Consider the following 11,981-nt stretch of genomic DNA (forward strand, 5'->3'; position numbering starts at 1 on the left):
AGCTGATATGGCGGAGTTCTAGCAACCAATCGGTTAAGGGCGTTCTAATCGGACGCCAGTCGCATCGAAACGGTTCGAGCGGAACCGTTTTCTGAAAGCCTAGAGCTTGCGCAGCGCCACTTCCTCGACCAGGTGGTCGGCGCCCTTGCGCAGGATCAAGTCGGCGCGGGCGCGCGTCGGCAGGATGTTCTCGCGCAGGTTCTTCAGGTTGATGTTGGTCCACAGGCCCTCGGCGATCGCCTTGGCCGCATCCTCCGACAGCCGCGAATAGCGATGGAAGAAGGAGTCCGGATTGCGGAAGGCGGTCTCGCGCAGCCGCATGAAGCGGGAAATATACCACTGGTGGATCAGCTTCTCGTCGGCATCGATATAGATGGCGAAGTCGAAGAAGTCCGACAGGAAAGGCACGATCTTGCCGTCCTGCGGCAGTTTGCCCGGCTGCAGCACGTTGATGCCTTCGAAGATCAGGATGTCGGGCCGGTCGATGGTGACGAACTCGCCGGGGATGACGTCATAGGTGAGGTGCGAATAGACCGGCGCGCGAACGTCGGGCAACGCCGACTTGATGCCCGAGAGGAACCGCAGCAGCGCGCCGACATCGTAGCTGTCGGGAAACCCCTTGCGCTCCATCAGGTTTTCGCGGCGCAGCACCTCGTTGGGCAGCAGGAAGCCGTCCGTGGTGATGAGATCGACCTTGGGGCTCGACGGCCATCGCGCCAGCAATTCCTTCAGCACGCGCGCCGTGGTCGATTTGCCGACCGCGACCGAACCGGCGATGCCGATGATGAACGGCGTCTTGGCGACATCGACGGCATTGAAGAAGGCCTGGCGCTGCCTGAAAAGAAGCTGGCTCGCCTCGACATGCGCCGACAAAAGCCGCGACAGCGACAGATAGATGCGCTTGACCTCTTCGAGGTCGACCGGGTCGTTGAGCGACCGCAGGCGGCGGAACTCGTCCTCGCTCAGCGTCAGCGGGGTGTCGGCGCGGAATTGCGACCATTGCTCGGCCGAGAAAAAGCGAAACGGGGAATATTTCTCGGTTGGCGCGAGCTGATCCATCGAGATACCTGCCCTCCCTCGCGGTCAGCCCTTGGGCCGTGACGCCTTCTCGGCAATGCCCGAACGCCCGGTGCGGCCTTCGAGCTCCCTGAGCACGTCGTTCAGCGGAACGCCCGCTATGCCGAGAACGACGAGCCAATGATATATGAGATCGGCGCTTTCCGAAACGAGGCCCTGTTTGTCGCCCTTGACGGCGGCAATCACGGTCTCGACCGCCTCCTCGCCGAGCTTCTGCGCCGCCTTGTCCATGCCGCGCGAAAACAGCTTGGCCGTCCATGAGTCCGGATCGCCGGAATGGGCGCGGTCGCTGACGATTTTTTCCAGGTCGGAGAGCGAAAACTCGGCCATGTCAGTCTATCTTCTTGTTTAAGCCTGCTCTTTTCCGAAAGCCGGTTCAAGGAACATGCTCTAGGACCTGTTTCCCAGCGAGTCCAGCCGCATCGGCAGGCCGGCCGCGGCCATATGCGCCTTGGCTTGCGCGATGGTGTAGGTGCCGAAGTGGAAGATGGAGGCCGCCAGAACAGCGCCTGCATGGCCGTCACGAATGCCTTCGACCATATGATCCAGCGTGCCGACGCCACCCGATGCGATGACTGGCGCACGCACCGCGTCCGATACCGCCCGGGTCAGCGCGATGTCGTAGCCGGCCTTGGTGCCGTCGCGGTCCATCGAGGTCAACAGGATCTCGCCGGCGCCGCGATCGACCATTTTTCGCGCAAACTCGATGGCGTCGATGCCGGTCTTTTCGCGCCCGCCATGGGTGAAGGTTTCCCAGCGGTCGGCTTCATTGGGCGCCGACACTTTCTTGGCGTCGATGGCGACGACGATGCACTGGTTGCCGAACTTGTCGGCGGCTTCGGCGACGAAATCCGGGTTCTTCACCGCGGCCGTGTTGATCGACACCTTGTCGGCGCCGGCCAGCAGCAATTTCCTGATGTCGGAGACCTGGCGCACGCCGCCGCCGACGGTCAGCGGCATGAAGCATTGTTCGGCGGTGCGGGCGATGACGTCGAAGATGGTCTCGCGATTGTCCGACGAAGCGGTGATGTCGAGAAAGCAGAGCTCGTCGGCGCCGGCGGCATCATAGGCCTTGGCTGCCTCCACCGGATCGCCGGCGTCGATGAGATCGACGAAATTGACGCCCTTGACGACACGGCCGTCCTTGACGTCGAGGCAAGGGATGACACGGGCTTTCAGCATCAGCGGCCCTCTATCGTGGCAAGCAGATCGTTGAGCAACTGGCCGACCAGCGGCGGCACGTCGGCCTGGGCATCGAAGGCCGGATCGTAAGCGGAAACGGTGATGCCGACGACCGGCACCGCAAGCGCCATGGCGCAGGCAGCGTGGCGCAGCTGCTCCGGGTTCGGTCCGCCTGATGCGACATAGCGGTTGGCCTGCAGCGCCTTGGGTTCATGCACGTCGAGATCGAGATGCATGTGCACGCTGTTGGCGCCGGCGGCCTTCAGTTGTTCCGTCGCTTGCGCCACGCCGGGACATTCCGTCCGGATGACCGGCAATGTTTCGAGAAGTTTTTCCTCCGCCGGATCGAGATCGCGTGCGTTGACGAGCACGCAGCGCGCGGGGTCGATCGGCCTGAAGCCGGGAATGGCCGATGCCATCGGACGCCAGCACAGGCCGAGCACCGTCGACAGCGCCATGCCGTCCAGAAAACCATATACGGACGTCTCGGGCGTGTTGAGGTCGCCATGCTGGTCGGCCCAGATGATGGCGTCGGCGCCTTCGCCGGCTACCGCGCCGGCACTGGTCAGGCAGTTTCCGGCCAGCACGATGGGAAACCGCCCTCTGTCTCGGGCGATGCGGACCTCGCCCGAGACGGCGTTGCAGACGGCGAAACCCGTGGCGATCTCGCGCTCCTGGTCGTCACCGACCCTGCCGATATCTTCGACCGTGACGTCATGGCCGGCAAGGGTCAAGGCGTCGACCAGCCCGCCCGAGATCAGCGCGTCGGGCCCCTGGCCCATGCCGCCATGATAGTGGCCGCTGTCATAGGAGGCCAGGATGAGCGAAACCTTCACGACCGCGTCTCCGTCGCTGGCCTGCCCTGCAGGATGGCCAGCGCCTCTGCGGGATCGATGCGGCCGTCATAGAGCGCCCGGCCCGAGATGGCGCCTTCGAGCTTTTGTGCGTCGGGCATGGTCATGCGCACGATGTCGGCGATCGAAGCCAGCCCGCCGGAGGCGATGACCGGGATCGACACGGCGTCGGCGAGATCGATGGTGGCGTCCCAGTTGATGCCGGTCAGCACGCCGTCGCGGTCGATGTCGGTGTAGATGATGGCGGCCACGCCGGCGCCTTCGAATTTCCTGGCAAGTTCGATGACGCCGAGGCTCGACGCCTCGGCCCAGCCTTCGACGGCAACCTTGCCGGCCTTGGCATCGATGCCGACGGCGACCTTGCCCGGAAATGCCTTGCAGGCCTGCCTGACCAGATCGGGATCGCGCACCGCCACCGTGCCGAGGATGACGCGGGCCAGCCCACGGTCGAGCCAATCCTCGATCTGCTCCAGCGTGCGGATGCCGCCGCCGAGCTGTACGGGGTTCTTCGTCGCCTTCAGGATCGCGCCGACCGCGGCGCTGTTGACGCTCTGGCCCTGGAAAGCGCCGTTGAGGTCGACGACATGCAGCCACTCAAAACCCTGCTCTTCGAAGGCCTTGGCCTGCGCGGCCGGATCGTCATTGTAGATGGTCGCGGTCGCCATGTCGCCGTGCTTCAGGCGCACGCATTGGCCGTCCTTGAGGTCGATGGCTGGAAACAGGATCATACGGCTTGGGGCTCCTGGAACGTTTGGGCGCCCGAATTGGCCGGTGGAGCGCTGCGATCCATCACAGGTCCGCGCTGCCCCTCATCGCCCTGCCGGGCACTTCTCCCCGTATAGAGACGGGGAGAAGGGGGCAGTTCCGGCCTCGTCGCCTCTTTCAGAATTGTCGAAAACATCGAAGACAGCGTTTTTCTCCCCGTCCTTATACGGGGAGAAATGTCCGGCAGGACAATGAGGGGCAGCGCCAACGGTCGGTGCGGATGGCTCATCAGGGCCTCCAGCGCAGGAAATTCGTGATCAGCGCCAGGCCCAGCGCCTGGCTCTTTTCAGGATGGAACTGCGTGCCGGCCAGATTGTCGCGGGCGACCGTGGCGGTCACCGGGCCGCCATAGTCGGCAACCGCAAGGACCTCGTCGGAGTTTTTCGCATCGAGATGGTAGGAGTGGACGAAATAGGCATGCAGCCCGTCTGGCCCGGTCGGAATGCCGGAAAACAGCGGGTGCCGACGCCCCAATTCGATCGTGTTCCAGCCGATCTGCGGAATCTTCAGCGCCGGATCGGCAGGCTGGATCTCCTTGACGTCACCCGATATCCAGCCGAAGCCGTTGGTGATGGTCTTCTCGAGGCCGCGCTGCGACATCAGCTGCATGCCTACGCAAATGCCCAGGAAAGGCCGGCCCTTGGCGATGGCGACCTCCTCGACCGCCTCCCACATGCCCTCGACGGCGCGCAGGCCGGCCGCGCAATCGGCGTAAGCGCCGACGCCGGGCAGGACGATGCGGTCCGCGGTGCGCACACGGTCGGCATCGGCCGTCAGGTCGATCTCGGCCGCGATGCCGGCCTCACGCGCGGCGCGCTCGAAAGCCTTGGTGGCCGAGCGCAGATTGCCCGAACCGTAATCGATGATCGCAACGCGCATCTCAGCGCCGTCCCGGAATGTGGGTCAGCCCCAGCGCCATGCCGGGCTGCGCCGGGCGCGCCAGAGCGGCATCCGGAACGATGCGCGGCGCGGGTGCCGCTTCATCCGAAAGACCTTCGATCTCAAGGGCATAGCGCATGTCGGCGTCCCCGAGCCGACCGGCCTCGACGACGCCCCATTCATGCCAGCCGCGGCGGCGCATCGCCGCGATGCGCAATCCCTGGCCCTCCAGGCCGACATAGAGCGAGACGAGCAGCGACAGCAGCGAGCCGGCGACGCCGAGGCCAAGTTTCTGACCAAGCATCGAAAGCACGCCCATGATGACAAAGGCCAGCGCCGCTTCGACCCACAGCCGGTGCCAGGCAAGCCACAGCGGCGGCACCAGCAGGCCGAGCCAGGTGAAGCCGTCGCGGACCAACGTCGTCATGTCGACTTTCTCGCTGCGGCCAGGTGGCTCCATCACGACATAGGCGGTCATGAGGCTATCCCTTCAAAGAACCCTTGGTGGAGGGAACCGCGTCGGGCTGGCGCGGATCGCGCTCGAGCGCGGCGCGCAGCGCGCGCGCCACCGCCTTGAAGCAGGTCTCGGCGATATGATGGTTGTTGGCGCCATAGTGGTTGGTGACATGCAGCGTGATGCCGGCATTCTGCGCCAGCGCCTGGAAGAACTCACGCACCAGTTCGGTGTCGAAGGTGCCGATCTTGGGCGACGAGAACGAAACGTTCCAGACCAGGAAGGGGCGGCCCGAGACGTCGATCGCCGCACGCGTCAGCGTCTCGTCCATGGCAAGGTCGATCGAGGCATAGCGCATGATGCCGCGCCGCTCGCCCAACGCCTTGGTCAAGGCCTGGCCGAGCGCGATGCCGGTGTCCTCGACCGTGTGGTGGTCGTCTATGTGCAGGTCGCCCTTGGCCCTGACGGTCATGTCGATCAGCGAATGGCGGGAAAGCTGGTCCAGCATATGGTCGAAGAAGCCGACGCCGGTGGCGATGTCCGATTTGCCGGAGCCGTCGACATGGATCGACACCGAGATGTCGGTTTCCCTGGTCTTGCGGCTTGCATCGGCGGAACGGGGCGCCATCACTCTATCCTTGTGCCAGTGGTTCAGACCGCGACCGGTTCACGGGCCTCAAGCGCTCGCTGGCTTGAAAACGAGAGCCTTCTAGCAGCATGATCCGGCGATTGCCAGTTGCGATCCCGGCCGCTATCGAGCGGTTTGCAATCATTGGCCCCATGCATACATATGGCCGATCAAAGTCACTCGTACCGCGCCAAATCGCCTTTTAAAGGGATGGCGCTGCTCGGAGCAGGAAATGTCCAATGAATTGACCATGCATGCCACGACGATCGTGACCGTGCGCAAGGGCAACAAGGTGGTGATCGCCGGCGACGGCCAGGTCAGCCTTGGCCAGACCATCATGAAGGGCAATGCCCGCAAAGTGCGCCGCATCGGCAAGGGCGGCAATGTGATTGCTGGCTTTGCCGGTGCCACCGCCGATGCCTTCACGCTGCTGGAGCGGCTCGAAGCAAAGCTCGAACAGTATCCTGACCAACTCACCCGCGCGTGCGTCGAGCTCGCCAAGGACTGGCGCACCGACCGCTATCTGCGCCGGCTGGAGGCGATGATGCTGGTTGCCGACAAGTCGGTCTCGCTGGCACTGACGGGCAATGGTGACGTGCTGGAGCCCGAACATGGCGTCATGGCCATCGGTTCGGGCGGCAATTACGCTCTGGCCGCGGCGCGCGCGCTGATGGACACCGACAAGGATGCCGAGGAGATCGCCCGCAAGGCGATGCAGATCGCCTCCGACATCTGCGTCTACACCAACAACAATTTCGTCGTCGAAACGCTCGATGCCGCCTGAGAGGGTGGTGCCCTACGATTTTCGGCCGGTGACCAAAAAGGACCTGCCGATGATCGCCGGCTGGCTGGCCGAGCCGCATGTCGCCGAGTGGTGGGACGATCCGGAGACGGAAATCGCAGAGATTGCCGATCACATAGACAGCATTTCCGTCGAGCCGCTGATCGTGGAGCTCGACGGCAAGCCGATCGCTTATCTCCAAAGCTACGACCCCCATATGGAGGACGATCATCCCTATTCCGATCAGCCGTTCGGCACGCTCGGCATTGATCTTTCGATCGGCCGGCCGGAACTGGTCGGCATCGGCCATGGCTCGGCGATCGTGCGCCAGTTCGTCGAAGACCTGTTCGAGGAAGGCGTGCCGCGCGTCATCATCGACCCCGATCCCGCCAACATCAGGGCCATTCGCGCCTATGAAAAGGCGGGATTTCGGGCCATTGATCGCAGGCAATCGATCTATGGCGACGTCGTGCTGATGGCGATCGACGCCGAAGACGCGCAAGAGGGGTAATCCAGGGCATGGCCACATCCAGCGACGACAAGAGCCTTTCTGCTTACGAGGATAGCTGGCGGATGGGGCTGCTGATCGTCGCCGGCCTGCTCGTCGCCCAGGCCGTCACGCTCTACCTGATGGGCCATCCGCCGATCTGTACCTGCGGTTATGTCAAGCTGTGGCATGGCGTGGTGAACAGTTCGGAGAATTCCCAGCACATTTCGGACTGGTACACCTTTTCCCACATCATCCACGGCTTCCTGTTCTATGCGCTGGCCCGGTTCCTGTTCCCGCGCTCGCCGATCGGCTTGCGGCTGGCATTCGCCGTCCTCATCGAGGGCGGCTGGGAAATCCTCGAAAACAGCCCGTTCATCATCGAGCGCTACCGCGCCGGCACCATCTCGCTCGATTATTACGGGGACAGCATCATCAATTCGGTGTCCGACACACTGGCCATGGTGCTGGGATTTGTGATGGCGCGAAGGCTACCTATATGGGTGATCGTCAGCCTCGCCATCCTCTTCGAACTGGGTACCGGCTATCTCATCCGGGACAATCTGACGCTCAACGTGATCATGCTGCTGCATCCGTTCGAGGCCATCAAGCAGTGGCAAAGTGGAATTTAGTGATATGAGCACATTTTCTCCCCGCGAAATCGTTTCGGAACTCGACCGCTTCATCATCGGCCAGAAGGACGCCAAGCGCGCCGTGGCCATCGCCTTGCGCAACCGCTGGCGCCGCCAGCAGCTCGAAGGCCAGATGCGCGAAGAGGTGATGCCGAAGAATATCCTGATGATCGGCCCGACAGGCGTCGGCAAGACCGAGATCTCGCGCCGCCTGGCGCGGCTGGCCGGCGCGCCGTTCGTCAAGGTCGAGGCGACCAAATTCACCGAAGTCGGCTATGTCGGCCGCGACGTCGAGCAGATCATCCGCGACCTGGTCGAGATCGCCATCGGCCTGGTGCGCGAGAAGATGCGAGAGGACGTCAAGGCGCGCGCCCATGTCAACGCCGAGGAGCGTGTACTGGAAACTCTAGTCGGCAAGACGGCGAGCCCGGCGACGCGCGACAGCTTCCGCAAGAAACTGCGCGACGGCGAACTCGACGACAAGGAAATCGAGATCGAGGTGGCCGACACCGGCAATGGCGGCATGCCCGGCTTCGAGATTCCCGGCATGCCGGGCGCCAATATCGGCGTGCTCAACATCAACGACATGCTGTCGAAGGCGATGGGCGGCAAGAAGACCAAGCTGCGCAAGACCACGGTGAAGGAATCCTACGACCTGCTGGTCGCAGACGAGTCCGACAAGCTGCTCGACCAGGACGAGGTGGTGCGCCGGGCGCTGGACGCGGCGGAGAATGACGGCATCGTCTTCCTCGACGAGATCGACAAGATCGCGGCCAGGTCTGACATTTCGGGCGGCCCTTCGCGTGAAGGCGTGCAGCGTGATCTGCTGCCGCTGGTCGAAGGCACCACGGTGGCGACCAAATACGGGCCGTTGAAGACGGATCACATCCTGTTCATCGCGTCGGGCGCATTCCACGTCTCGAAGCCGTCCGACCTGCTGCCGGAATTGCAGGGACGCCTGCCGATCCGCGTCGAGCTGCGCGCGCTGGAGAAGGAGGACTTCGTCCGCATCCTGACCGAGACCGAGGCGAGCCTGATCAAGCAGTATATCGCGCTGATGAAGACCGAGGGCGTCGAGCTCACCTTCACCGACGACGCCATCGATTCGCTCGCCGGCGTCGCCGTCGACCTCAACGCCAGCATCGAGAATATCGGCGCGCGGCGGCTGCAGACGGTGATGGAGCGGGTGCTGGACGAGATCTCCTACGATGCGCCCGACCGCAACGGCACGGCCGTCACAATCGACGCTGCCTATGTCCAGAAGCATGTCGGCGACCTCTCCAGAAACACGGATCTGTCGCGGTTCATCCTTTGAACGGCAGCGCCGGACCGTTCCGGCGCGGGATCCGGTGACACCTTCCGGCAGGAGCCATGTGTGGCCAGATGGTACCATCTGGCCACCTTTCGTCTCGCCGGATGATGACGCGCTCTCGACTCAACCAAGAGCAATACCCTAGTTTGCGCGGCAATTCTCTAGGCGGCGGCGCATGAAAAAACTCATCCTGGTCATTCTCGGCTTGACGCTGGCGGCGACGCTGTTCGCCGCCGATGCGGCGACATTGGTGCCGGCGGGAAACCGCAATGCCGAGCAGCCGGACATTCCCGGCGCCTCAAGCCGACGCACGCAGGCGACCAACACCACCTTCCAGGCGAAGTACCGCAAGGTCTACGCGCTGCTGCAGAACGACGCCGATCTGCGCGCCAAGATCAAGAAGGCGGCAAGCGCCTATGGCATCGACCCCTTGCATATCGTCGGCGCCATCGTCGGCGAGCACACCTACAATGTCGACGCCTATGACCGGCTGCAGACCTACTACGTCAAGGCGATCTCCTATCTCTCGAGCAAGCTCTCCTTCGCCTATGACGGCGAGGACATCACCGATTTCGTGCAGCGACCGGAATTCAAGAAATGCGCCGCGATTTCGGACAGCTACGATCTGTGGGAATGCCGCGAACAGGTCTGGAACCGTTCGTTTCGCGGCAAGACAGTCGGCGGCGAGGATTTCCCCGACAACCGTTTCGGCGCCACCTTCTTCCAGCCCTACTATGCCGGCCAGACCTTCGGCCTCGGCCAGCTCAACCCGTTGACCGCCCTGCAGATGAGCGACCTCGTGCACAAGGTGTCCGGCTTGCCGAAGCTCGACGTCTCCGATCCCAACTCGGTCTACAAGACCATCATGGATCCGGACCTGACGCTGCCATATGTCGCGGCGACGATCAGGAAGTCGATCGACGCCTATAAGAGCATCGCCGGCTTCGACATTTCGGGCAATCCAGGACTGACCGCCACGCTCTACAATGTCGGCAATCCGGAGCAGCGCGCCTATGCGCTGAAGGCTGAAAACGGCAAGCGCCGCGCCGCCGGCGAGCCGGAGAAGCTGCCGGAAGAGAATTATTACGGCTGGCTGGTCAACGACAAGCTGCCGGAGCTCAGGGCGCTGTTCTAGCGGCTCCGGCGTGGTGGCATTAGCTCGTTGACGCCTGGGCCGCCCCTCATTGTCCTGCCGGACATTTCTCCCCGTATAGTGACGGGGAGAAAGATGCTGATATCAATGATTTCGCCAATTTTTAGCGGTGCATGATGAATTGCGGCGAGGGTGCCACAGCTCCCTTCTCCCCGTTCTACGGGGAGAAGATGCCGGCAGGCAGATGAGGGGCGGCGCCGCCATCGGCGAGCCGATGCGACCGTTCAGGCCGCCAGCAACGCCTTCAGCTTGACGTCAGGCGATTCTAGCGCCTCCACCGACGGCTTCGCTCGCTTGCCGATCAGCATTTCGGCGAGCCTTATGTCGCGGGCCACCGCATTGCCCGGGCCGATGCCGCTGGCCGCCACCAGCCTGCCTTCCTCGGCCAGATGAAACAGGATGAAGGCGCCGTCACCGAGATCGCGACGCACCGTGCTGCGGCCTTCGTCGGAAAGTCCGGCGATCTGCAGGGACAGGCCATATTGATCCGACCAGAACCACGGCACCGCCGCATGCGCCTCGCCGGCGCCAAGCATGTTCCTGGCCGCCAGCGCGCCCTGTTCCTGCGCATTGCGCCAGGCTTCCAGCCGCACGCGGCGGCCGCCATAGACGGCGAGCGGAAACGAGCAGCAATCGCCGGCGGCGAAGATGTCGGGATCGCTGCTGCGCAGCTCGGCGTCGACTGCGATGCCATTTTCGATGGCCAGGCCGGCTTCCGCCGCGAGCTCGGTCACGGGCACGGCGCCGATGCCGATGACGGCGAGGTCGGCTGATATCTCGCGCCCGCCGGCAAGCATCACTCGCACCTCCTTGCCCTCGTCGGCGATGGAGGCGATGCCTTGCCCGCAGACCACGTCGACACCCTCGGCGACATGCGCTTTGTGAATGATTTCGGCGATCTCGGCCGGAACGCCACGCATCAGGATGCGCGGCTGCGCCTCGATGACGGTGACCGAAGCGCCGAGCTTGCGCGCCGCCGCGGCAAGCTCGAGGCCGATGAAGCCGCCGCCGATGACGGCGATGCGGTTGCCGGCACGAAGATGGGCGCGAATGGCCAGCGCGTCGGCGAAGGTTCTGAGATAGACGCAGCGCCCGCCAAGGCCAGGCATCGGCAGCTTGCGCGGCGTCGAGCCGGTGGCGAGCAGCAGCTTGTCGTAGGGCAGCGCCGAGCCGTCGGACAGGCGCACCGTGTGCGCCGCGCGATCGATAGCCACGGCCTGGACGGAATGGATATGCCGGATCGATTTTTCGGCCAGCACCTCGTCGCTGGCGATCGCCTTGATTGCCGGCGCGTCGCTGGCTAGCGCCTCCTTGGACAAAGGCGGCCTCTCATAGGGCAGATGCGGCTCGTCGCCGACCAGCGTCACCGGCCCGTCATAGCCGAGATCGTGCAAGGCGAGTGCGGCCCGACCGCCGCATTCGCCGGCTCCGATGATCACCATCCCGCGTGCCATGCCGGTCACCCGATCTGAACGAGGACTTTGCCGGCGTCGACCTTGACCGGATAGGTCTTGATGTTGACGCAGACCGGCGCGCCCCTGGCCGCGCCGGTCTTGTAGTTGAAGCGGCCATTGTGCTTGGGACATTCGATGATGTCATCCATCACCAGCCCGTCGGCGAGATGCACCTTCTCATGCGTGCAAAGTCCGTCGGTGGCGAAATACTCGTCGTCCGGGCTGCGATAGATGGCGAAGGTGCGCCCGCCATGATCGAAGCGCATCACGTCCTCTTCATCGATGTCACCGGCGGCGCACGCCTCGACCCAATCGCTCATTCA

At 63.8% G+C, this 11,981-nt stretch carries 15 protein-coding genes; 5 read left to right on the forward strand and 10 right to left on the reverse strand.

The features are described 5' to 3' along the window. Positions 1-99 precede the first annotated feature (99 nt). The 8 genes from coaA to hisB all read right to left on the reverse strand — a co-directional run bounded on the left by coaA (position 100) and on the right by hisB (position 5,839). Positions 100-1,059 carry a type I pantothenate kinase gene (coaA, locus tag EN808_RS29470; RefSeq protein ID WP_127280827.1) on the reverse strand — a complete coding sequence of 320 codons (960 nt, stop codon included), beginning with the start codon at positions 1,057-1,059 and terminating at the stop codon, positions 100-102. Positions 1,060-1,083: 24 nt separating this feature from the next. Then, the gene (locus tag EN808_RS29475; protein WP_127280828.1) at positions 1,084-1,407 is read right to left on the reverse strand and encodes a phosphoribosyl-ATP diphosphatase; all 324 of its coding nucleotides are present in this window, start codon (positions 1,405-1,407) and stop codon (positions 1,084-1,086) included. Positions 1,408-1,467: 60 nt separating this feature from the next. Next, positions 1,468-2,262, reverse strand: a complete 795-nt coding sequence (gene hisF / locus EN808_RS29480) for an imidazole glycerol phosphate synthase subunit HisF (RefSeq protein WP_189524194.1) — start codon at positions 2,260-2,262, stop codon at positions 1,468-1,470. After that, a complete protein-coding gene (locus EN808_RS29485) occupies positions 2,259-3,095 on the reverse strand; it encodes an arginase family protein (RefSeq protein WP_135917602.1) in 837 nt (278 codons plus the stop codon). The genes hisF and EN808_RS29485 overlap by 4 nt, the downstream gene beginning before the upstream one ends. Then, positions 3,092-3,841, reverse strand: coding sequence for a 1-(5-phosphoribosyl)-5-[(5-phosphoribosylamino)methylideneamino]imidazole-4-carboxamide isomerase (gene hisA / locus EN808_RS29490; RefSeq protein WP_135917604.1), 750 nt, complete (start codon positions 3,839-3,841; stop codon positions 3,092-3,094). Before hisA ends, EN808_RS29485 begins: the two co-directional genes overlap by 4 nt. Positions 3,842-4,106: 265 nt before the next feature. Further along, positions 4,107-4,757, reverse strand: coding sequence for an imidazole glycerol phosphate synthase subunit HisH (hisH, locus tag EN808_RS29500; RefSeq protein ID WP_135917606.1), 651 nt, complete (start codon positions 4,755-4,757; stop codon positions 4,107-4,109). 1 nt (position 4,758) lies between these two features. Beyond that, entirely contained in the window at positions 4,759-5,235 is a 477-nt protein-coding gene (locus tag EN808_RS29505; RefSeq protein ID WP_127871192.1) for a DUF2628 domain-containing protein, read from the reverse strand. Positions 5,236-5,239: 4 nt separating this feature from the next. Further along, positions 5,240-5,839 carry an imidazoleglycerol-phosphate dehydratase HisB gene (gene hisB / locus EN808_RS29510; protein WP_127871193.1) on the reverse strand — a complete coding sequence of 200 codons (600 nt, stop codon included), beginning with the start codon at positions 5,837-5,839 and terminating at the stop codon, positions 5,240-5,242. 232 nt (positions 5,840-6,071) lie between these two features. On the opposite strand from hisB, the gene hslV reads away from it, so the two are divergent. From hslV to EN808_RS29535, 5 genes are all read left to right on the forward strand, one after another. Beyond that, entirely contained in the window at positions 6,072-6,623 is a 552-nt protein-coding gene (gene hslV / locus EN808_RS29515; protein ID WP_127279611.1) for an ATP-dependent protease subunit HslV, read from the forward strand. Further along, the gene (locus EN808_RS29520) at positions 6,613-7,131 is read left to right on the forward strand and encodes a GNAT family N-acetyltransferase (RefSeq protein ID WP_127871194.1); all 519 of its coding nucleotides are present in this window, start codon (positions 6,613-6,615) and stop codon (positions 7,129-7,131) included. The genes hslV and EN808_RS29520 overlap by 11 nt, the downstream gene beginning before the upstream one ends. Before the next feature lie 8 nt (positions 7,132-7,139). Beyond that, on the forward strand, positions 7,140-7,739 hold the full coding sequence (locus EN808_RS29525) for a DUF2585 domain-containing protein (protein WP_127871195.1): 600 nt from the start codon (positions 7,140-7,142) through the stop codon (positions 7,737-7,739). Positions 7,740-7,743: 4 nt separating this feature from the next. Then, a complete protein-coding gene (gene hslU / locus EN808_RS29530) occupies positions 7,744-9,054 on the forward strand; it encodes an ATP-dependent protease ATPase subunit HslU (RefSeq protein ID WP_127871196.1) in 1,311 nt (436 codons plus the stop codon). A gap of 172 nt (positions 9,055-9,226) precedes the next feature. Then, positions 9,227-10,186, forward strand: coding sequence for a DUF1402 family protein (locus EN808_RS29535; protein WP_127871197.1), 960 nt, complete (start codon positions 9,227-9,229; stop codon positions 10,184-10,186). Between the two features lie 242 nt (positions 10,187-10,428). On the opposite strand, the gene EN808_RS29545 is transcribed toward EN808_RS29535, so the two are convergent. Together EN808_RS29545 and EN808_RS29550 are read right to left on the reverse strand one after the other, a co-directional pair. Continuing rightward, entirely contained in the window at positions 10,429-11,658 is a 1,230-nt protein-coding gene (locus EN808_RS29545; protein WP_135917608.1) for an FAD-dependent oxidoreductase, read from the reverse strand. 5 nt (positions 11,659-11,663) lie between these two features. Further along, positions 11,664-11,978 carry a MocE family 2Fe-2S type ferredoxin gene (locus EN808_RS29550; RefSeq protein ID WP_127280380.1) on the reverse strand — a complete coding sequence of 105 codons (315 nt, stop codon included), beginning with the start codon at positions 11,976-11,978 and terminating at the stop codon, positions 11,664-11,666. Positions 11,979-11,981: the final 3 nt, after the last annotated feature.

Origin of the sequence: Mesorhizobium sp. M8A.F.Ca.ET.165.01.1.1 (genome assembly GCF_004792065.1) — a bacterium.
GTDB lineage: Bacteria > Pseudomonadota > Alphaproteobacteria > Rhizobiales > Rhizobiaceae > Mesorhizobium.